This window comes from Yersinia thracica (genome assembly GCF_902170565.1).
GTDB classification, from domain to species: domain Bacteria; phylum Pseudomonadota; class Gammaproteobacteria; order Enterobacterales; family Enterobacteriaceae; genus Yersinia; species Yersinia thracica.
This window is the reverse complement of record NZ_CABHXX010000002.1, coordinates 21659-43922: the sequence shown is the minus strand read 5'-3', so window position 1 is coordinate 43922 and position 22264 is coordinate 21659. Positions and strand designations below refer to the sequence as shown.

The following is a 22264-nucleotide window of genomic DNA, read 5'->3' as shown; positions in this document are numbered from 1 at the left end:
CTGCCAGTTTTTAATTTTGCTGTGAGATTAGCGCGTTAAAGCTCACAGCCGTACGAGGTAACAGTATGAAACGTGCCGTAGTTGTTTTTAGTGGTGGGCAAGATTCCACAACCTGCTTAATTCAAGCATTACAGCAGTATGATGAAGTCCACTGCATAACTTTCGATTACGGGCAGCGACACCGTGCAGAAATCGATGTGGCTCGTGATTTGGCAATTAAACTGGGTGCTAAAGCACACAAAGTGTTGGATGTAACGATGCTCAATGAGCTAGCGGTCAGCAGCCTGACTCGAGACAGTATTCCCGTCCCAATCCACAATGAAGAGGCTGGAGATTCACTTCCCAGCACATTTGTGCCTGGCCGTAATATTCTTTTTCTGACCTTGGCAGCCATTTATGCTTATCAGGTACAAGCCCAAGCGGTTATTACTGGTGTCTGCGAAACAGATTTTTCCGGTTACCCAGATTGTCGGGATGAATTCGTTAAAGCTCTTAACCATGCAGTAGATTTAGGTATTGGCCGAGATATAGTATTCATCACCCCGCTGATGTGGCTTGATAAAGCCGAGACATGGGCATTAGCCGATTATTATCAGCAACTCGATCGTGTCCGTCATGACACCCTAACTTGCTACAATGGGATTCAGGGTGATGGCTGCGGTCAATGTGCTGCCTGCCACTTACGCGCCAAAGGGCTAGAGTTCTATCTGGCGAATAAACCTAAAGTTCTATTAAGCTTAAAACAAAAAACCGGGCTGGTTTAATCTTGTACCTCAGAGTAACCACCTAAGCGCGAATCACTGCCCTGTGCTCACTACCTCGCTCAATCAGAGCGAGGTAGGTCTCGATTAATCACGGTTTCCTTTTAGCGCCCTCGATTGACAAACTCCTGAAGCTTTTCATGCAATTCCCCATCAATGGGTAATGCTTTTTGGCTATGCAGGTCGATACAGACAAAAGTCAATTCTGCATCAGCTACCGGAATTAACTCAGGTTCCAGCGTGACAATTTGCTTCATCACACCACTTTTCCCATTCAGCTTTAATAGTTGGCTATCTATCCGCAATAGGTCACCCAAGACTGCGGGTTTACGATAGTTAATATTGATATTAACTACGATAAAAGCGATTTGATTTTCAGCCATCCATTGCGCGGCTGGCTCCCCTTCAAGCCATTCCCAACGCGCTTCTTCGAGAAACTCTAAGTAGCGGGCATTATTAACATGTTGAAAAACATCAATATGGAAACCCCTGACTTTGATATGAGTATGCATGGCGACGAGCTTCTCCAAACAGTTAATCGTAATAATAAAGTGACAACCACAACTGGTATGACCTCAAGAGAAAGACTAGCAGAGGAAAATCACTTCATAGCATGCTTACTATATAATTAGGATTAACATCACAATAATTCAGATTAACGTCACAGTTTTACCGGACAGTTGCGCCTTACATTATGGGATACTGGGTATTGTTTGTGATGAAAGAGCCAGACAAATACTCACTAATACCCGCCTGACTATTTTATAACTGACGTCTACATCCTCAGCTTACCGCGATTTTTCTCTAAGAAAGAGGGGCCAATACCCGGAACTTCAAGTAATTGTTCTGCATCAGTGAAAAAACCGAACTGCTCGCGATAGTTCACAATGGCTTCGGCTTTCTTCCTGCCTATCCCGTTGAGTGACTGCGCCAACTGTTCCGCATCAGCGCTATTAATGTTTATTTTGTTTTGTGCGTTATCCGATGGATTACCCACTGTAGCACTTACAATCATTTTATCATGCCCGGCTTTTACGGGGATTTTGGGTGCAACATTACCCTTGGTCGTGGTTTTTTCGGATAGCTTGAGAGCTTTATCCTCCGAGGGACTGGGAACGGCATAAGCCAAAGGCTGGATATTAAAACCTGCTAATAATGCCGCTATTACAAATAATTTTCCTATGAATTTCATGCTGTATCCTCCTTGTGTTTGACAGCATGCCTACCTTGCCTCAGTCTCCGATTTGCCGCAAAGGGCAGATTTTAGATATGCGAAAGGCCGCCAAAGCGACCTTTCGTTGTTACATCGAATTGCAAATCAATGCGGAGCTTATTGCAATGATGACTTTATTGAGGTTGTTGTTGCTCCGCAGGCCCCATCTTAATAGTGGCCTGTTTGCGCAAGTTCGCCATCAGTGCATCAAAGGTCACACCGCTAGACCCTTCTTCCATCTTCGCGACGAAATTCTTCATTTCGCCTGCCGGCAATTTACCCGGTGTCACAGATAACAGCTCGATCAAAACGATGTTGTCTTGACGGTCCTGAGACAAGCCATACACCGGCTGGTCTTTTTGCGGATGAGGCAAGCTAAAGATAGTCTGTACTAATTGGTCATCATCTGGTGCTCGTGACAAGGTTTTCTGCTCACCGAAGCTGATACCAGCGGCTTTCATCGCTTCTTCGCCTTTACCTTGTTTCAGCGCAGTCAGGATCTTCTCACCATCAACACGGGCCAACTGTTCTGCTTTCTGACGTTTTACCAGCTCGGCAACTTGATCTCGAACTTGATCAAATGGCTCAATACCTTCAGGTTTGTGGCCGTCAATACGGATAACAAAAGCACGGTCCCCATCAACGGTGATGACATCAGAGTTGCTGCCAGGTGCGCCATTCTCACCAATTAAGCCACCCTCAAAGATTGCTTGCACCACAGGTTTGAAATTAACCTCAGCTGGCACTGCATCACGGGTGAACCAGCCAGTTTGCTTGGCTTTAGCACCTGCGGCTTCTTCCGCCGACGCCAGAGATTCGTTGTCACTGGTAGCAGCTTCGCTTACTTTTTGCTGTAAGGCGTAATAAGCATCAACTGCTTTTTCCTGCTTAACCTGTTTAGCCAGTGCATCATGAACTTCTGACAACGGTTTTACCTGTGCAGGTTTGATATCGTTAAGACGAACAATCAAATAACCCACAGAGGATTTCACCACATCAGACAGTTGGCCTTTCTCACTCAGATTGGCTTGTTTCAATTCATCCGCGGTGGTTTCCGGCTCCAACCAACCCAATTCGCCGCCATTTTTGCGGGAAATAATGTCAGTCGATTTCTCTTTAGCCATAGCGGCAAAATCAGCGCCTTTTTTCAACTCATCCAATGCAGTTTTGGCTTCAGCTTCAGTTTTAAACTGAATAACACTGTAGCTGCGCTGCTCTGGCTGGGTATAGGTGCTTTTATGCTGATCGTAATACGCGGCGATATCTTCTTCAGTAACAGTGATTTTGTCCTGCATCGCAGCGGCGTCCATCGCAATGAAACTGATTTTCATCTGTTCCGGTGCAATGAAGCTATTTTTATTCTGGTCGTAGTAGGCTTGCAGTTCTTCATCAGTGACTTTCTGCTGCGCTTGAAGTGCTTTGAGGTCTAGCGTTGCCAGACGAACTTCACGTTGCTGCAAAATCAGCTCTGACATTGCCTGGGCTTCGATAGGCAGGATAAAGCCAGTATCACCAAAGGCTTGCAGTAATTGCTGATTAATCAACTGTTGGCGCTGTAATTGAGCGAATTGGTCTGGGGTGTAGCCCATACGATTAACCAACTCAAGATATTTGCTGTTATCGAACTTACCATCAGTCTGGAAATAAGGTGCCTGGCGGATGGCATCTTTCACTTGTTCGTCACTGGCAGTCAGGCCAAGTTTTTTAGCATATTGGTCGAGCAACATATTGTTGACCAATTGCCCAAGTACCTGCTGACGCAGTTGTAGCATGTAGCCTTCATTCGCAGCCAATGCGGAGAACTGTTCACCTAATTGCTGCTGCAAGCGGCTACGTTCACTCTGTACAGCCTGTTCTAACTGAGCACGACTAATCTCTTGGCTATTAACTTTGGCTGCAAAGTCGTTGGAGCCGCCAATCAAATAGCTGCCAACCCCAGTCAGGATAAAGGACAACATGATCAGGGCCAGAATGATTTTGAGCACGACGTTATTAGCAGCCGCGCGTAAATTGTCCATCATAATGTGACAATACTCCGCTGTAATATGGATAAAAACTGTTGCGCAGGTCTAAATAAACCCAGCATTCCTTGCGACAGCCCTTCATGCTGCTGCGCGAAAAAAAAGCGCATCATTAACGATGCGCCTTGTATCTTACCTTACCAGCTCAACTGCGTCAGGTTATTGTTTAACACAAACAATATTCGGCTACAGGTGATAAGTGGCGCAGCAATCAGTTTACAGCGTCTTTCAAGCCTTTACCGGCGCGGAAACCTGGAACTTTAGCTGCTGGAATACTGATTTCTTTGCCTGTCTGAGGGTTACGGCCAGTACGTGCAGAACGCTCACGTACTGCAAAAGTACCAAAACCAACCAGAGCTACGTCATCCCCTTCTTTCAAAGATTCAGTAACAGAAGCAATAATTGCGTCCAACGCGCGCCCAGCGGCCGCTTTAGAAATATCAGCACCTGCGGCAATTTTGTCGATTAGTTGTGACTTATTCACTCTTTCATCCCCTTTAGAATTCTATTGTCGCGCCGAAAATCCCTACGGACACACGACAGCGCAGCTGTTATATCAACCCTGCCCGACCTTAGCAAGCAGCCCAAAGGCGTAAACTTTTGTCAGACAGCTGAACTAACTTAGCGGCACATAAAATAGCTGGCAAGTAGCATTTCACTTCCCAGCATCAGTTTTATCAATACTTCTTGCGTTCCGTCACTATTTTGACGCTACCGGCTGTGCCCCGAAGGCTGGATTTTGCAAAGCAATGGCTAAAACATCATCAATTCGTTTAACCGGATGAATTTCCAGATCGGCGATAACATTGTCCGGAATCTCTTCCAAATCACGTTTGTTATCATCTGGAATCAGCACCACTTTGATCCCACCACGGTGAGCCGCCAACAGTTTCTCTTTCAAACCACCGATTGGCAATACCAAGCCCCGCAAAGTGATTTCGCCAGTCATGGCAACATCGGCACGCACCGGGTTACCGGTCAGACAAGAAACCAGCGCTGTACACATCGCAATACCTGCGCTTGGGCCATCTTTCGGCGTCGCGCCTTCAGGCACGTGCACATGGATATCGCGTTTTTCGTAGAAATCAGGATTAATACCTAATTTATCCGCACGCGCACGCACCACGGTCAATGCGGCCTGAATGGACTCTTGCATAACTTCGCCCAGTGAACCGGTATAAGTCAGTTTGCCTTTACCCGGCACACACGCAGTCTCGATGGTCAGTAAGTCACCGCCCACTTCGGTCCATGCTAAGCCCGTCACTTGCCCTACACGGTTTTCAGTGTCAGCACGACCATAATCAACTTTCTGTACCCCCAGGAAGTCTTTCAGGTTGTCGCCATTGATTTCAATGTGCTTAACCGTTTTATCCATCAGCAGGTTTTTGACTGCTTTACGACACAGTTTGGAGATTTCGCGCTCCAGACTACGCACCCCAGCTTCACGGGTGTAATAACGGATAATACTCATGATCGCGCTGTCGTCGATGGTCAATTCGCCTTTCTTAATGGCGTTGCGCTCAAATTGTTTTGGTAGCAAATGCTGCTTGGCAATATTGAGTTTCTCATCTTCGGTATAACCAGACAGGCGAATCACTTCCATACGGTCCAGTAATGGCGCCGGAATATTCATGGAGTTAGAGGTCGCAACAAACATGACATCTGACAAGTCATAATCCACTTCCAGATAGTGATCGTTAAATGCCACGTTTTGTTCTGGATCTAACACCTCCAGCAATGCAGACGCCGGATCGCCGCGCATGTCGGATGCCATTTTATCAATCTCATCCAACAGGAAGAGCGGGTTTTTCACCCCGACTTTTGCCATTTTCTGGATCAATTTACCTGGCATGGAACCGATGTAGGTACGGCGATGACCACGAATTTCTGCTTCATCGCGCACGCCACCCAATGCCATACGCACATACTGACGGCCTGTCGCCCGAGCAATAGATTGCCCCAAAGAGGTTTTACCCACCCCAGGAGGCCCCACCAGACACAGGATTGGCCCTTTGATTTTGCTGACCCGGCTCTGTACTGCGAGGTATTCTAAAATACGATCTTTAACGCGTTCCAAGCCGTAATGGTCGGTATCCAGAACTTCCTGCGCTTTTACCAAGTCTTTTTTTACTTTGCTACGGCTGTTCCACGGCACCTGCAACATCCAATCAATGTAACCACGCACTACCGTGGCCTCAGCCGACATCGGCGACATCATTTTCAGTTTTTGCAGTTCAGCTTCAGTTTTTTCGCGCGCATCTTTCGGCATTTTAGCCGCTTCGATTTTGCGTTTTAGCGCTTCATGCTCATCAGGTGCATCGTCCATCTCGCCCAGTTCTTTCTGAATGGCTTTCATTTGCTCATTCAAATAGTACTCGCGCTGGCTCTTTTCCATCTGCTTTTTGACACGATTACGAATCCGTTTTTCGACCTGCAACAGATCGATTTCAGACTCCATCATTGCCATCAGATATTCCAGACGTTCGGTCACATCGAACATTTCCAGAACAGCTTGTTTATCATTTAACTTCAACGGCATATGAGCCGCGATAGTATCAGCCAGACGTGCTGCATCATCAATACTGTGCAACGAAGCCAGTACTTCTGGTGGGATCTTTTTATTCAGCTTGATGTAGCCTTCAAACTGATTAATCGCCGTGCGAACCAGCACTTCCTGCTCACGATCGTCCATCACTGGCGATTCAAGATATTCCGCCTGAGCAGCAAAATGCTCGCCGCTGTCGGAAAGCGTGGTGATACGCGCACGCTGTAGCCCTTCAACCAGCACTTTTACCGTACCATCTGGCAATTTCAGCATTTGCAAAATAGAGGCTACGGTGCCGACTGAAAACAGATCATTGATACCAGGCTCATCCGTCGAGGCTTCTTTCTGCGCAACCAGCATGATTTTTTTATCATGGTCCATTGCAGCTTCCAGGCACCGAATCGATTTTTCCCGGCCAACAAACAGTGGGATCACCATATGCGGATAAACCACCACATCGCGCAGAGGCAATACGGGGATTTCTATGCGTTCGGAACGCTCAGGGTTCATAGAGCTCTCTCTTAGTTTATCTTCCGCCAGATTACTGGGAATCTCGTGAAACACGAGTCATCACGAGTTTCACTAAATAGGTAATTGAGTATATGGGGACGAATGTCTTACATTCAACGATTACAATGCGAGGAAAAAGAAATGGGGGATAAAATCCCCCATTGTCATACTAAGCATCTGGATTATTTGGCTAATTATTCGCCAGAAGCTTGAGCTTCAGGCTGGCCATAAATCAGCATTGGTGCAGATTGGCCAGCAATAACTGACTCATCTACCACTACTTTTTCCACGCTGTCCATAGACGGCAAATCGTACATAGTATCGAGCAAAGCCCCCTCTACGATAGAGCGCAAGCCACGAGCACCGGTTTTACGTGCCATCGCTTTCTTAGCAATCGCCGTCAGCGCTTCATCACGGAATTCAAGTTCAACGCCTTCAAGATTGAACAATGCCTGATATTGTTTAGTCAGCGCATTTTTCGGCTCTTTCAGAATCTGAATCAGGGCGTCTTCGCTCAATTCGCTCAAGGTTGCAACCACTGGCAAACGGCCAATAAATTCAGGGATTAAACCGAATTTAATCAGATCTTCCGGCTCAGCCTGGCTCAACAATTCGCCTTCTGTTGCCTTTTCTGATTTGCCTTTTACCGTAGCGCCGAAACCAATACCCGTTCCGGTGTTAATGCGCTGCCCGATAACTTTGTCCAGACCCGCAAAAGCACCACCACAGATAAACAGAATTTTAGAGGTATCAACCTGTAAAAACTCCTGCTGTGGATGCTTACGACCACCTTGTGGTGGTACGGCAGCAATCGTCCCTTCGATCAATTTCAGCAAGGCCTGCTGCACACCTTCGCCCGAAACATCGCGGGTGATGGATGGGTTATCAGACTTACGTGAAATCTTATCAATTTCATCGATATAGACGATACCGCGTTGCGCTTTCTGAACGTCGTAATCACATTTCTGCAATAGCTTCTGAATGATATTTTCAACATCTTCGCCCACATAACCTGCTTCGGTCAGTGTGGTCGCATCGGCCATGGTAAATGGCACATCCAGGAAGCGAGCTAATGTTTCCGCCAGCAGCGTTTTACCACTACCCGTCGGGCCGATCAGCAGAATATTACTTTTACCCAACTCGATACCATTGCTGGTGTCACCATTGCGTAAACGCTTGTAATGGTTATATACCGCAACGGCCAACACTTTTTTCGCCGGCTCTTGCCCGATGACATAATCATCCAGGTGGCGACGAATTTCGTGCGGCGTTGGCAGCGAACTACGCTCCCGGTGCGGCGCAACTTCTTTGATCTCTTCGCGAATAATGTCGTTACACAAATCGACACATTCATCGCAGATATACACTGACGGCCCGGCAATTAGCTTACGCACTTCATGCTGGCTTTTGCCGCAGAAAGAGCAATACAGCAGCTTTCCAGAACCGTCTTTGCGCTTATCTGTCATCAGTAAACCTCTTCTTCAGTATCTGCCACACTACAAACCATGCGACAGGGAGACTATTCTCGCTATTTCTGTACGCCACGTTAGCTTGCAACGGACAGCCGATATAATGAGTAGGATACAAACAATACGCAATTGGCTTTATGCAGCACTACGATTTGTTCTATTTACATTCACTATCTATTTACACTAACTATAGTATATCGGCTCACAGAAATAAGTCGTTAGTCACGACGGGTGAACACAGAATCAACTAAACCGTATTCTACAGCCTGTTCGGCAGACAGGAAACGGTCACGCTCAGTGTCTCTCTCTATTTCTTCAAGAGATTTTCCCGTGTGAAGTGCCATCAGCTCATTCATACGCGATTTCACTTTTAAAATCTCTCTGGCATGAATTTCAATATCTGTAGCCTGGCCCTGGAAACCGCCCAACGGTTGATGAATCATGACCCGTGAATTCGGCAAGCAGAAACGTTTACCCTTAGCGCCCGCAGTCAACAGGAATGCCCCCATTGAACACGCCTGGCCCATACAGATAGTACTAACATCTGGCTTAATGAATTGCATAGTGTCATAAATTGACATCCCGGCAGTAATCACCCCGCCTGGCGAGTTAATATACAGGAAGATGTCTTTTTCTGGGTTTTCTGCTTCCAGAAACAGCATTTGCGCTGTGATCAAGTTGGCCATATGGTCTTCAACTTGGCCAGTCAGAAAAATAATACGCTCTTTAAGCAGACGGGAGAAAATATCGTAAGAACGCTCTCCACGTGAAGTCTGCTCAACCACCATAGGCACCAGAGCCATGTTAGGTGCAAATTGATCTCGTTCGCCACTGTATGACATTACCGTCTCCTAATAGAATTTACTTTGGCGCCATTCATAACCGATTCTACTTGAGATAAGCAATGATGACTATGTTCATGCGTGCAAACAGTCCGGTTATACCCGTCATACTTCAAGCTGCATGTGAGTTGGCTACACTCAATAACCCGAATCACTTACGACAGTAAGCTCATCGGGGTTATCTCCCTTGCCGCCTTCCTGCAACTCGAATTATTTAGGGTAGATACAGACTCATTAGACGGTGGTAATCAGCCAGTGTTTCATATAAACGTCTGTTAGATTAATTGGGGGATTAATATTCATTTTCAAGCCCCAATGAAACTTTTTTTAGCCTAACAACCCTTTTTTTAACCTGAAACTCGCTCACGATCTCTGCCGTAATCCCGACGCCCTAGTGATTATTTACCTGTTAATACTTTTCAAATATAGCGCAAATTACAGCTAAAGATGCCAGGTTAATCATACTATTGAAGGATTATTGTTACTAAAAGAAAAAGCCCGCGGCCAGAAGGCTACGGGCTTTTTCAATACACCAGATAAATTATATCCAGTTTGATGCGCTAAAAAACATTACGCAGTAGTGGTCTGATTCATCAGCTCACTAAAGGTCGTTGGTTTTTCAGTCACTTTGGCTTTAGCTAGTAGAGTTTCTACTGCTTGTTCTTCCAGAGCAACATTACGCATATTGTTCATCAGCTCTTTGTTCTTGCTGTAGAACTCAACAACTTCTTGTGGATCTTCGTAAGCAGATGCCATTTCTTCGATCAGCGCTTTAACACGATCTTCATCAGCTTTCAGTTCGTGCTGGCTGATGACTTCGCCCAGCAACAGACCAACAACAACGCGACGTTTAGCTTGTTCTTCGAACAATTCGCGTGGCAATTCAGCAGCTTGTTTCTCGTTACCACCGAAACGCTGTGCAGCCTGACGGCGCAGAACGTCGATTTCACTTTCTACCAGTGCAGCTGGAACGTCGATTTCGTTAGCGCTAACCAGACCGTCGATTGCCTGAGTTTTAACACGGTTGCGTACCGCGCCTTTCAGCTCGCGCTCCATGTTTTTACGCACTTCAGCACGCAGGCCTGCTACTGAACCATCAGCAACGCCAAAACGTTTGATGAATTCTTCAGTCAGTTCTGGCAGCTCACGCACTTCAACTTTCTTCAACACGATGTCGAATTTAGCTGATTTACCTTTCAGATTTTCTGCGTGGTAATCTTCTGGGAAGTTTACGTCGATGGTGAATTCTTCACCGGCTTTATGGCCGATCACACCTTCTTCGAAACCAGGGATCATACGACCCTGACCCATTGCCAGCACGAAATCAGTCGCTTTACCGCCTTCGAACACTTCACCGTCGATAGAGCCGGTGAAATCCAAAGTTGCGCGATCTTCAGCTGTTGCTGCGGCGTCAGTTTCTTTCCAGGTTGCTTGTTGCTTACGCAGAGTTTCCAGCATGGTATCAACGTCAGCGTCATTGACTTCAACAACTGGCTTTTCTACTTCAATGCTTTCCAGATCTTTCAGCTCAACTTCCGGATACACTTCGAACTCAACGGAATAAGTAAAATCTTCACCCTCTTTGTACTGGCCTGGCACATAGTTAGGTGCGCCAGCTGGGTTGATTTTTTCTTTAATGATCGCATCAACGAAATTACGTTGCATCAGCTCACCCAGAACGTCCTGGCGAACAGATGCGCCGTAGCGCTGCTCAACGATGTTCATCGGCACGTGGCCTTTACGGAAACCGTCGATACGAACATTTTTAGCGGCTTTCACTAATTCGCTTTTTACTGCTTTCTCAATGCTGTCAGCAGCAACAGTAATTGTTACACGGCGGCCAAGGCCTTGGGTGGTTTCAACAGAAACTTGCATCTTGTTACCTCAAAAAAATCACAGTGCTCGGTCAACTCCAGAAGCTGCCAACGAAGCAGCATCACACCCCTTTCAGGAATGATGCGAACTCTGAAAACACCCTCTAAGAACCGGGACGGCCGCATTATACAGAACCGAGTATCCCAGATGTCAGAAGCGTCCCGAAACCATTCCGGAAAAATAAGACGCGACATTATAGCGGCGCACAGGTTATGAGTCGAGGAAAGCAAGCGAATGTTGTCGCGGTAAAATTCACGCGTGAATCGTTCCCTCGGCTAAAACTCCTGTGGCGCAGCAATAAAATGTCAATGTCGCCTATACAGAAACACAAGCGGCCCTAAGGCCGCCTACAAAATTCTCATCTACTAATACCCTAAATCAGGCCAGAATGACTACTGTTATCAAGCTTGATTTAATTTATCTGACCGCTTAAGCCAATTTTCCTGTTAAGCCAACGTTCCTGCTCCGCGGCAAGAGGGTGAAGCCGGTACGGTATCTTGTAATCCAGCCCACTCTTTCAGGGTGTAAGTGTGCAAAGCCAGCGCATGAACCGTGCTCGCCAACTCTTCAGCCAACGCACTATAAATCGCGCGGTGGCGAGTAAGAAAGCGTTGATCTTGAAATTTATCGCTGACGATCACAATTTTAAAATGACTTTCCGAACCAGCAGGAACATTGTGGCGGTAACTTTCATTAATTACCTCCAGATGATCCGGTTCGAATGCCGCTTTTAGTTTTTCTTCAATTTGTTCTCGAATCAAAATCATCATGCTCTCCTGACTGCTGAGGCAGAAAACTGCCTACTCTGTATTGCAATATTAGTGTATTTTCGCTGTTTTATAACATTTCAGATACAAAATATCCCGAATATCTCACCGCTATCGGCTCAAGCTAAGGGTCCAATCTCCTCATCAATCAAAATGCTATTTGTAAGAGCTTTGAAGTAAATGAAAGGTCACTTGGGGGAAAAACGTATTTTTTGGTGAAATTCTCTACATCAGGATCTTCCACCAGCCACTCGCAGTGCTATGATGTCGCAACTGCAAACTCGCAAAATAACATGGCTGCTATCCCGCTCTGATTATTAAAGAATTCCATAACTATTGAGAAAGTGAACATGCTAAAGAAAATTCTTTTCCCGCTGTTGGCTGTTTTTATTCTGGCCGGCTGTGCTGCCAGTAACAACACATTGAATGTCACTCCAAAAGTGGTATTGCCACCGCAAGATCCAACCCTGATGGGGGTGACTATCAGCATTAATGGGGCCGATCAGCGCCAAGATGCTGCGTTGGCTAGAGTGAATCGTGATGGCCAGTTGGTGGTATTAACGCCGTCGCGTGATCTGCGTTTCCTGTTACAAGAAGTGCTCGAAAAACAAATGACGGCTCGTGGCTATATGATTGGTACTAACGCGCCAGTTGACTTACAAATTGTTGTCAATCAACTGTTTGCTGACGTGCAGGAAGGTAATCTTCGCTATAACATTACCACCAAAGCCGACATTTCGATTACTGCTACCGCGAAAAACGGCAACAAGCAGGTTAAAAACTACCGTGCCAGCTATAACGTCCAGGGCGCCTTTACTGCGACCAATGAAAAGATCACTGATGCCGTTAATACCGTGTTGAGTGATGTGATTGCAGATATGGCCCAAGACACCAGTGTCAGCAGCTTTATCAAACAAAATGCCCGCTAATCTGCCGTTTGCTTAATATCATTATTACTGCTTAACAGAATGCTCTGCCCCGCTCATGGGGTGGAGCATGTAGGTCTCACATGCCCAATCGCTATTCGAACCTTTTTACCCAACGTAATTCTCTTGTTCTTTTGTTGTTGGGATTTGCCTCAGGCCTGCCTTTAGCCCTGACCGGCGGGACATTGCAAGCTTGGATGACGGTTGAAAACGTCGACCTGAAAACCATTGGTATTTTTTCCTTGGTCGGCCAAGCTTACGTTTTTAAGTTCCTTTGGTCCCCATTAATGGACCGCTATACCCCCTCATTTCTGGGGCGTCGCCGGGGTTGGTTGATAATCAGCCAATTGCTATTAATCGTCGCCATTATCGCCATGGGCTTTATGGAACCGGCTAAACATTTATGGTGGCTGGCCGCTATTGCCGTGCTGGTTGCATTCTGTTCTGCATCGCAAGATATTGTTTTTGATGCCTATAAAACCGATTTACTGACAGCGGAAGAGCGCGGCACCGGTGCCGCAGTTTCCGTGCTGGGTTATCGCCTCGCCATGTTGGTGTCTGGCGGGTTGGCCCTGTGGATAGCGGATCGCTATCTCGGCTGGCAATCCACTTACTGGCTGATGGCGGGTTTGATGCTCATTGGGGTATTTACCACTTTATTGGCCCCTGAACCCGACATCCGTATTGCTCCGCCGAAAACACTCGAACAGGCCATCGTCGAACCACTGCGCGATTTCTTTGGTCGCAACAATGCCTGGCTCATTCTGCTGCTGATCGTGCTGTACAAAATGGGCGATGCCTTTGCCGCCAGCTTGAGCACCACTTTCTTGATTCGTGGAGTAGGATTTGATGCTGGAGAAGTCGGGCTGGTCAATAAAACCTTGGGATTAATCGCCACAATTATTGGCGCACTGTATGGCGGCCTGCTGATGCAGCGCCTGAGTTTATTCAGGGCATTGATGATTTTCGGCATTTTACAAGCCATATCCAATATTGGTTATTGGCTATTATCCATTACGGACAAAAATATATTTTCCATGGGTAGCGCCATTTTCCTGGAAAATCTGTGTGGTGGGATGGGAACAGCGGCGTTTGTTGCTCTGCTGATGACGCTGTGTAATAAATCTTTCTCCGCGACACAATTTGCTTTGTTATCAGCATTATCCGCTGTGGGCCGTGTATATGTTGGCCCGATCGCCGGATGGTTCGTTGAAACACATGGCTGGCCTCTCTTCTATTTATTCTCCATTGCTGCAGCTATTCCTGGCCTGATATTGCTTTATATCTGCCGCCAGACATTGGAACATACGCAGAAAACAGATGAATTTATGCCGCGAACAGCATTCAAAACCGCTTATCGCTGGGCATTGCGCTTTTTGACCATTGGCTGCGTATTGCTAGCCGCATGGCTGATTTTACTGATAAGTAATGCACTAGATTGGACTGCAGCTCCCCAAGTGGCTGATATGTTGCTGTTACGGGGTATTCAGCTCAGCGTGCTCGGCATGGTTCTCGGTGGGGTATTAGATTATCTCGCACTCAGGCGTGATAAATTAGCTTAATAAACCATATTAAATTGTAAAAGCCGGTACTTATACCGGTTTTTTTATGACTACAAAATAAGCCACCTAAATACTCTCCTGTCGATTTATTGAACTTAATCACAAATCACAGTAACACTTGCAAAATATTATTCACAAAACGAGATCTGCGTCACTTTCGACTATTTATCCTTTCGTGCTCTGAGACTATGATGAGCGCACTTTTTGTTAGGGATTGTGTCTTTTTATTTCTCCTGACATCTTTCAACCACACAGAGGCATTTATGCGTAAAATTCTTATCGGTGCTGCGGCGCTGGCTGCGATCACCTTGGCTCCGGCTGTGCAAGCTGAATACCAATGGGGATTTGCTAATATCAGCATGAACTACTTAGATTGGACGCGCAGTACGACGCATAAATCAGGTAATTCTTCGCATAAAGATGACTTCGCATATATTGAGTTGGAAGGTGGTGCAGGTTATAGCTGGGGCGAGGTTTACGGCTTCTTTGACTTAGAAAACCCATTCAATTCAAAAACGGCACAACCCGGTGATAACCAACGTTATACTTTCAAAACGACCGGACGTTACTACTTAGGCGATACCGGTTTCAACCTGTATGGTCACATCTACGGAACTTACTCACTGCCAAGTGCAGAAGGTAATAATTACAGCAACTTCCATGAAGTGAATACCTTGTACGGTATCGGCTATAACGCAACAGTTGCTGGCGTGTGGATGAAACCCTTCGTTGCACTGCATTATGTTGATCAAACCTATTACTCAGGCAATAACGGTTATGTCGTCGGTTGGGTTGCAGGTTATGACTTTACTGCATTCGATGAAAACTTCAGCATTACCAACTGGAATGAACTTGAGTTCAACCGCGCTGAGCGCTACGCCGCAGGTAACGGTGGCCGTGACGGGGTGAACGGAGCCATTGCGCTTTGGTGGACACCAATTAAGCAATTCACTACTGGTATTCAGTACCGTTATGCTTATAACAAATTAGGCGAAGGTTTTTTACAAGATGGTATCGTTTATTCCATTAAATATAACTTCTAACTAAATGATTCCGGAGCAGCTATTTATAGCGCTCCGGAATATATTTAAATTCACCATTGCATCACATATTATTTACATAAAATAAGCTTACGAAATAATTAAAAATCAGTATTTACCACGAATAAAACGCCAATTACCGTTGTTTTTCCTTAACATCCTCAGTTTCACCACCAAGCACTTTCGCCAACATATTGTTGCCATTAGTAAATTATCACGCTGCACAACATCTGTGACCCCCTTAACATAAAGTGTCAACAAGCCGCTGACACAATCTGATGTATGTTTACAGTCCTGCAACCTTCCCGTAAAATGCCCGCACACATGAAACGACAATAGAGCCCTTTTGTAATTGAGGTCGTTAGATGAGACTTAAGAAATACATTAAAAATATGGGTATGTTGTCTTTATTAGCAGCCACGGTAATGCTCAGTGGTTGCGATATGGTATTGATGAACCCCAAAGGCGCAATCGGAGTCGAGCAAAAAACACTGATACTCACTGCTATCGGTTTAATGTTGATCGTCGTAGTTCCGGTTATTTTTATGGCGTTTGCTTTTGCATGGAAGTACCGCGCGTCCAACAAAAGTGCGACCTACACCCCAAACTGGTCCCATTCCAACAAAATTGAGCTTGTTGTTTGGGCTGTTCCAATCATTATCATTGCTATTTTAGCTACGATAACCTGGAAAACCTCCCACGAACTTGACCCGTTCAAACCGATCGAAGTGGCTGGTAAAGAACCGATCACCATTGAAGTGGTTTCCCTTGACTGGAAATGGCTGTTTATCTATCCAGAACAAGGTATTGCTACAGTAAATGAACTGGCTTTCCCTACTGACGTTCCGGTGAATTTTAAAATCACCTCCAACTCAGTAATGAATTCGTTCTTTATTCCTCAGTTAGGCGGGCAGATCTATGCGATGGCTGGGATGCAAACCAAATTGCATCTGATTGCTAACGAAGCCGGTAAATACAATGGTATTTCCAGCAGCTTCAGCGGCAAAGGCTTCTCTGGTATGAAATTCACTGCGATCGCAACACCTACGCAGGAAGACTTTAACCAGTGGGTCGCACAGGTGAAAAAATCGCCGAACACCCTGAATACCACTGACGATTTCAATAAACTGGCTGAACCGAGCGAAAATAACCCGGTTGAGTATTTCTCCAGTATTAAACCGGAGCTGTTTAAAGGAATTATTGGCAAGTTTATGGGCGATATGAACATGCACAAGAAAGGCGATGATACCCATTCAGGTATGGATATGAGCCAGGGCATGGATATGGGCGAACACGCCGCTCACGCCGGAGCCGAGGAATAAAACGATGTTGGGAAAATTAACACTTGATGCGGTTCCGTTACACGAACCAATCATTATGGTTACCGTTGCTGCAATTGTTCTGGGTGGGCTGGCTCTTGTCGCTGCTCTGACCTATTTCGGCAAATGGAAATGGTTATGGAGCGAATGGCTGACTTCGGTTGACCATAAAAAAATCGGTATCATGTACATTCTGGTCGCCATGGTCATGCTTTTGCGTGGTTTTGCCGACGCCATCATGATGCGCAGCCAGCAAGCACTTGCTTCCGCTGGCGAGGCCGGGTTCCTGCCGCCTCATCACTATGATCAGATTTTCACCGCTCACGGCGTTATCATGATTTTCTTCATGGCGATGCCTTTTGTGGTGGGCTTGATGAACGTGGTCGTACCGCTACAAATCGGTGCTCGTGACGTTGCCTTCCCGTTCCTGAACTCCCTGAGTTTCTGGTTCTTTGTCGTCGGGGTGGTGTTAATCAACATCTCTCTGGGGGTCGGTGAATTCGCGCAAACCGGTTGGTTGGCCTATCCGCCACTGTCAGGTAAAGAGTACAACCCTGGTGTTGGGGTCGATTACTGGATCTGGAGTCTACAGATTTCCGGTTTAGGGACCTTGCTGACCGGTGTTAACTTCTTCGCGACTATCCTGAAAATGCGTGCGCCTGGCATGTCGATGATGAAGATGCCTGTCTTCACATGGGCGGCGCTTTGCACCAACATTTTGATTATCGTTTCTTTCCCGATCCTGACTGTGACCGTCGCGTTGCTGACTCTGGACCGCTACCTTGGCACCCATTTCTTTACCAATGATATGGGTGGCAACATGATGATGTACATCAACCTGATTTGGGCCTGGGGCCATCCGGAAGTGTACATTCTGGTTCTGCCGGTATTCGGGGTATTCTCCGAGGTTACCGCGACCTTCTCCAGAAAACGTCTGTTTGGTTACACCTCTTTAGTGTGGGCAACCATCGCGATTACCGTACTGTCGTTTATTGTTTGGCTGCACCACTTCTTCACTATGGGGTCAGGCGCGAACGTTAACGCCTTCTTCGGTATCGCCACGATGATTATTTCTATCCCGACCGGGGTGAAAATATTCAACTGGCTGTTCACCATGTACCAAGGCCGTATTCAGTTTAACTCCGCGATGTTGTGGACTGTTGGCTTCATCATCACCTTCTCTATCGGTGGGATGACCGGCGTTCTGTTGGCAGTACCAGGCGCAAACTTCGTGCTGCATAACAGCTTGTTCCTGATTGCCCACTTCCATAACGTGATTATCGGTGGTGTGGTGTTCGGTTGCTTCGCTGGCCTGACTTATTGGTGGCCTAAATCCTTCGGCTTCACGCTTAATGAAAAATGGGGCATCCGTGCCTTCTGGTTCTGGATTATCGGCTTCTTCGTTGCCTTTATGCCGCTGTATATACTGGGCTTTATGGGCATGACCCGTCGTCTGAGCCAGGACATCAACCCAGAATTTCACTCGATGTTAATGGTGGCAGCAGGCGGTGCAGTGCTGATTGCTTGCGGTATCTTGTGCCAGGTTATCCAGGTGTTCGTCAGTATCCGTGACCGCGAGCAGAATCGTGACCTGACCGGTGACCCATGGGGTGGCCGTACGCTGGAGTGGTCTACCTCTTCCCCACCGCCGTTCTATAACTTCGCTGTTGTTCCTGAAGTGACAGACCGTGACGAATTCTGGGATATGAAAGAGAAAGGCGAAGCATACAAACGCCCAGCGAAATATGAAGAAATCCACATGCCGAAGAATACCGGTGCAGGTGTGATTATTGCTGGCTTCAGCTTGATCTTCGGCTTTGCCATGATCTGGTACATCTGGTGGCTGGCCATCGTTGGCTTCGTCGGCATGATTGTGACCTGGATTGTGAAAAGCTTCGACGAGGATGTTGATTACTATGTGCCGGTTGCAGAAGTGGAGCGCATTGAAGATCTTCATCATGAACAAATCAGCAAAGCAGGCGTGAATCATGTCAACTGAAACTCTGACTAACCATAACGTCGCCCATGCAGAGCATGGGCATCACGATGCAGGAGCGACGAAAGTATTCGGCTTCTGGATCTACTTGATGAGCGACTGTATTTTGTTTGCGACATTGTTTGCAACTTATGCAGTGCTGGTGAATGGGACCGCTGGTGGTCCTTCAGGCCGGGATATCTTCGACTTGAACTTTGTTCTGGTCGAAACTTTCCTGTTGCTGTTTAGTAGTATTACTTACGGCATTGCTATGCTGGGCATGAACAAAGGCCACAAAAACCAGGTTAATACCTGGTTAGGTCTAACTTTCCTGTTCGGCCTGGGCTTTGTGGCAATGGAAATCTATGAATTCCATCACCTGATTGCTGAAGGTTACGGCCCGGATCGCAGCGCGTTCCTGTCTAGCTTCTTCGCACTGGTTGCCACCCACGGTATTCACGTTACCGCTGGCCTGGTTTGGATCATCATTATGATGATTCAAGTAGCAAAACGCGGCCTGAATGAAACGAACCGTACCCGCCTGATGTGCCTGAGCTTGTTCTGGCACTTCCTGGATGTGGTCTGGATCTGCGTATTCACCGTTGTCTATCTGTTAGGAGCTATGTGATGAGCCATCCAACATCTAGTCATTCAACAACGACTCACGGTGGAGCCAGCCACGGTAGCTTGAAGTCATATATTATTGGCTTTATTCTGTCGGTGATTCTGACTGTTATTCCATTCGCTATGGTGATGAGTGGTACCGCCTCCCATACGACTATTCTGGCCACAGTGGTCGGTTTAGCCGTGGTGCAGATTATCGTGCACTTGGTGTACTTCCTACATATGAATGGATCGTCCGAGGAACGTTGGAATCTGGTGGCTTTCTTGTTCACCGCTATGATTATCGCCATCGTTGTTGTGGGCTCACTCTGGATTATGTACAACCTCAACATCAATATGATGGTTGACTGAAGAGCTACATGTGATGATTAAGCAATACCTGCAAGTCACTAAGCCAGGAATTATTTTCGGTAATTTAATTTCTGTCATTGGGGGATTTCTCCTCGCTTCCAAAGGCGTGATTGATTACCCCCTATTTCTCTCCACCATGCTCGGTGTCTCGTTAGTTGTTGCCTCCGGGTGCGTTTTTAACAACTATATCGACCGTGATATCGACCGCATCATGGAGAGAACAAAGAATCGTGTCCTGGTAAAAGGGCTTATCGATCCGAAAGTGAGCCTGATTTATGCAACAGTGCTGGGTATTGCTGGCATGCTGCTGCTCTATGTTGCCGCTAACCCATTAGCTATGTGGCTGGCTGTGATTGGCTTCGTGATTTATGTCGGGGTTTATAGCCTCTATATGAAACGCAAATCCGTCTACGGCACATTGATTGGCAGCTTGTCAGGTGCCGCCCCACCGGTGATTGGTTACTGTGCCGTTACTGGGCAGTTTGATATGGGCGCCTTGATCCTGCTGCTTATTTTCAGCTTGTGGCAAATGCCGCATTCCTACGCCATCGCGATTTTCCGCTTTAAGGATTATCAAGCTGCCAACATTCCGGTTCTGCCGGTGATAAAAGGAATATCGGTCACCAAAAACCATATTATCCTTTATATTTTGGCATTTATGGTCGCCACCTTGATGCTGACCTTAAGTGGCTATGCCGGTTACAAATATTTGGTTGTAGCTGCTGCGGTGAGTGTCTGGTGGTTGGGGATGGCATTACGCGGTTACAAGGCGACCAATGACATCGTATGGGCGAGAAAACTATTTGTCTTCTCTATCATTGCTATTACGTCATTGAGCGTCATGATGTCGGTTGATTTCAATGTCCCTGCCTCGGCTGGATTACTGACTTACGTCGGGTAACTTCAACCGTATTGATGTTAAAATGGCTGGCGGGCTATTCCTACCAGCCATTTTTTATTTCTGCCCGCCCTGCTGTTAGCTAAAAACTCGCCTGTAATACATTCTAAACATCAATAGATTTACTGGCTGTGCCCAACATCATTACAATGGGAAAGAAGGTTTTTTTGAGGTGGTAATGAACGACAATAAAATGACCCCGCTGGAGCTTCGGGCGACCTGGGGGCTGGGTACGGTATTTTCTTTGCGCATGCTCGGCATGTTTATGGTTTTGCCGGTTCTCACCACCTACGGCATGGCGCTTTCCGGTGCCAGTGAAGCACTGATTGGTATCGCCATTGGCATCTATGGGCTGTCTCAGGCCATTTTCCAGATCCCATTCGGGCTGGTTTCTGATCGCATCGGCCGTAAGCCGTTAATCGTCGGCGGCCTGTTAATTTTTGCTCTGGGTAGTGTCATTGCCGCCATGAGTGATTCAATCTGGGGCATCATTCTGGGTCGTGCGCTGCAAGGCTCCGGAGCGATTGCCGCCGCCGTAATGGCGCTATTATCAGATTTGACTCGTGAACAAAACCGCACCAAAGCGATGGCATTTATTGGTGTCAGCTTTGGCGTCACTTTTGCCATCGCCATGGTGCTCGGGCCAATTGTTACTCATGCCTTTGGCTTGCAAGCCCTGTTCTGGGGGATAGCCATCCTGGCGCTATTAGGTATTGTTATTACCTTAGCCGTGGTGCCAGATGCCGATAGCCATGTGCTGAATCGCGAATCCAGTATCGTCAAGGGCAGTGTGAGCAAAGTGCTCAACAATAGCCGGTTACTCAAACTCAATTTTGGCATTATGTGTTTGCACATTTTATTGATGTCGAGCTTCGTGGCATTGCCACAGATTATGACCAATGCGGGCTTAGCGCCTGCCCAACACTGGATTGTCTATCTGGTGACCATGTTGGTCTCCTTCGCCGCAGTCGTGCCGTTCATTATTTATGCTGAAGTCAAACGCCGCATGAAACAGGTCTTTATGGGCTGTGTCGCGGTGCTGTTTGCCGCCGAAGTGGTGCTGTGGTCTGCCGGGCAACAGCTGTGGATTATCATTGCCGGTGTGCAACTATTCTTTATTGCTTTCAACGTGATGGAAGCCATATTGCCGTCATTGATCAGCAAAGAATCGCCAGCAGGCTATAAAGGCACCGCAATGGGAATTTACTCCACCAGCCAATTTATTGGTGTGGCTATCGGCGGGAGTTTAGGTGGCTGGATATTTGGTATGGAAGGGGCAAGTATGGTGTTTGCGGGTGGCGCAGTTATTGCGCTGGTGTGGTTTGGCGTGAGTGCCACCATGCAAGAGCCACCTTATGTCAGCAGCCTGCGCATTACTTTGTCAGAATTGGCGGTAAAAGATTCAGCCTTAGAAGAGCGAATCAGAGCACAACCCGGTGTCACGGAGGCCGTCGTGGTAAGAGCCGAGCGCAGCGCTTATGTCAAAGTAGATACCAAAAAAACCAATCGCAATCAGCTAGAAGAGTTAGTTAACGCGATATAACCCAGAACAGGTACAAAGGAGAT

Annotated in this window: 19 protein-coding genes; 10 read left to right on the top strand and 9 right to left on the bottom strand. The window is 46.9% G+C overall.

Going from position 1 to position 22264, the window contains the following annotated elements; all coding sequences use genetic code 11:
- Positions 1–65: 65 nt before the first annotated feature.
- Positions 66–764 carry a 7-cyano-7-deazaguanine synthase QueC gene (queC, locus tag FTA91_RS00215; protein ID WP_145535377.1) on the top strand — a complete coding sequence of 233 codons (699 nt, stop codon included), beginning with the start codon at positions 66–68 and terminating at the stop codon, positions 762–764.
- 101 nt (positions 765–865) lie between these two features.
- On the opposite strand, the gene FTA91_RS00210 is transcribed toward queC, so the two are convergent.
- The 9 genes from FTA91_RS00210 to bolA form a co-directional block, all read right to left on the bottom strand.
- Positions 866–1273: an acyl-CoA thioesterase gene (locus FTA91_RS00210; RefSeq protein WP_050113275.1), complete on the bottom strand. Its 408-nt coding sequence runs from the start codon at positions 1271–1273 to the stop codon at positions 866–868.
- Positions 1274–1536: 263 nt separating this feature from the next.
- On the bottom strand, positions 1537–1953 hold the full coding sequence (locus FTA91_RS00205) for a ComEA family DNA-binding protein (RefSeq protein ID WP_050113274.1): 417 nt from the start codon (positions 1951–1953) through the stop codon (positions 1537–1539).
- A 155-nt stretch (positions 1954–2108) separates the two neighbouring features.
- Positions 2109–3995: a peptidylprolyl isomerase gene (gene ppiD, locus FTA91_RS00200; protein WP_145582760.1), complete on the bottom strand. Its 1887-nt coding sequence runs from the start codon at positions 3993–3995 to the stop codon at positions 2109–2111.
- 211 nt (positions 3996–4206) lie between these two features.
- On the bottom strand, positions 4207–4479 hold the full coding sequence (hupB, locus tag FTA91_RS00195; RefSeq protein WP_004392663.1) for a nucleoid-associated protein HU-beta: 273 nt from the start codon (positions 4477–4479) through the stop codon (positions 4207–4209).
- 216 nt (positions 4480–4695) lie between these two features.
- Positions 4696–7050 carry an endopeptidase La gene (gene lon / locus FTA91_RS00190; RefSeq protein WP_004392664.1) on the bottom strand — a complete coding sequence of 785 codons (2355 nt, stop codon included), beginning with the start codon at positions 7048–7050 and terminating at the stop codon, positions 4696–4698.
- A 194-nt stretch (positions 7051–7244) separates the two neighbouring features.
- Positions 7245–8516 carry an ATP-dependent protease ATP-binding subunit ClpX gene (gene clpX, locus FTA91_RS00185; RefSeq protein WP_004714578.1) on the bottom strand — a complete coding sequence of 424 codons (1272 nt, stop codon included), beginning with the start codon at positions 8514–8516 and terminating at the stop codon, positions 7245–7247.
- Positions 8517–8737: 221 nt separating this feature from the next.
- Positions 8738–9361, bottom strand: coding sequence for an ATP-dependent Clp endopeptidase proteolytic subunit ClpP (gene clpP / locus FTA91_RS00180; protein WP_004392666.1), 624 nt, complete (start codon positions 9359–9361; stop codon positions 8738–8740).
- Positions 9362–9931: 570 nt separating this feature from the next.
- Positions 9932–11236, bottom strand: a complete 1305-nt coding sequence (gene tig, locus FTA91_RS00175) for a trigger factor (RefSeq protein ID WP_050113272.1) — start codon at positions 11234–11236, stop codon at positions 9932–9934.
- Positions 11237–11682: 446 nt separating this feature from the next.
- Complete coding sequence (gene bolA / locus FTA91_RS00165) at positions 11683–12003, bottom strand: transcriptional regulator BolA (RefSeq protein WP_072082505.1); 321 nt, start codon at positions 12001–12003, stop codon at positions 11683–11685.
- Positions 12004–12353: 350 nt separating this feature from the next.
- Here bolA and FTA91_RS00160 point away from each other — a divergent pair, with 350 nt between their 5' ends.
- From FTA91_RS00160 to FTA91_RS00120, 9 genes are all read left to right on the top strand, one after another.
- Positions 12354–12932 carry a lipoprotein gene (locus FTA91_RS00160; RefSeq protein ID WP_004393496.1) on the top strand — a complete coding sequence of 193 codons (579 nt, stop codon included), beginning with the start codon at positions 12354–12356 and terminating at the stop codon, positions 12930–12932.
- An 80-nt stretch (positions 12933–13012) separates the two neighbouring features.
- Positions 13013–14491: a muropeptide MFS transporter AmpG gene (gene ampG / locus FTA91_RS00155; RefSeq protein WP_050113271.1), complete on the top strand. Its 1479-nt coding sequence runs from the start codon at positions 13013–13015 to the stop codon at positions 14489–14491.
- Positions 14492–14754: 263 nt separating this feature from the next.
- Positions 14755–15534 carry a nucleoside-specific channel-forming Tsx family protein gene (locus tag FTA91_RS00150; protein WP_050113270.1) on the top strand — a complete coding sequence of 260 codons (780 nt, stop codon included), beginning with the start codon at positions 14755–14757 and terminating at the stop codon, positions 15532–15534.
- Positions 15535–15896: 362 nt separating this feature from the next.
- Positions 15897–16853: a cytochrome o ubiquinol oxidase subunit II gene (gene cyoA, locus FTA91_RS00145; protein ID WP_050113269.1), complete on the top strand. Its 957-nt coding sequence runs from the start codon at positions 15897–15899 to the stop codon at positions 16851–16853.
- A 4-nt stretch (positions 16854–16857) separates the two neighbouring features.
- Entirely contained in the window at positions 16858–18849 is a 1992-nt protein-coding gene (cyoB, locus tag FTA91_RS00140; RefSeq protein WP_050113268.1) for a cytochrome o ubiquinol oxidase subunit I, read from the top strand.
- Entirely contained in the window at positions 18839–19453 is a 615-nt protein-coding gene (locus FTA91_RS00135) for a cytochrome o ubiquinol oxidase subunit III (RefSeq protein WP_005163525.1), read from the top strand. The genes cyoB and FTA91_RS00135 overlap by 11 nt, the downstream gene beginning before the upstream one ends.
- Complete coding sequence (locus tag FTA91_RS00130; RefSeq protein WP_005163527.1) at positions 19453–19800, top strand: cytochrome o ubiquinol oxidase subunit IV; 348 nt, start codon at positions 19453–19455, stop codon at positions 19798–19800. Before FTA91_RS00135 ends, FTA91_RS00130 begins: the two co-directional genes overlap by 1 nt.
- Positions 19801–19813: 13 nt before the next feature.
- Complete coding sequence (cyoE, locus tag FTA91_RS00125; RefSeq protein WP_174634781.1) at positions 19814–20701, top strand: heme o synthase; 888 nt, start codon at positions 19814–19816, stop codon at positions 20699–20701.
- A gap of 175 nt (positions 20702–20876) precedes the next feature.
- Positions 20877–22241 (top strand): MFS transporter, encoded by a 1365-nt coding sequence (locus FTA91_RS00120; RefSeq protein WP_050113265.1) that lies wholly within the window; start codon positions 20877–20879, stop codon positions 22239–22241.
- Positions 22242–22264: the final 23 nt, after the last annotated feature.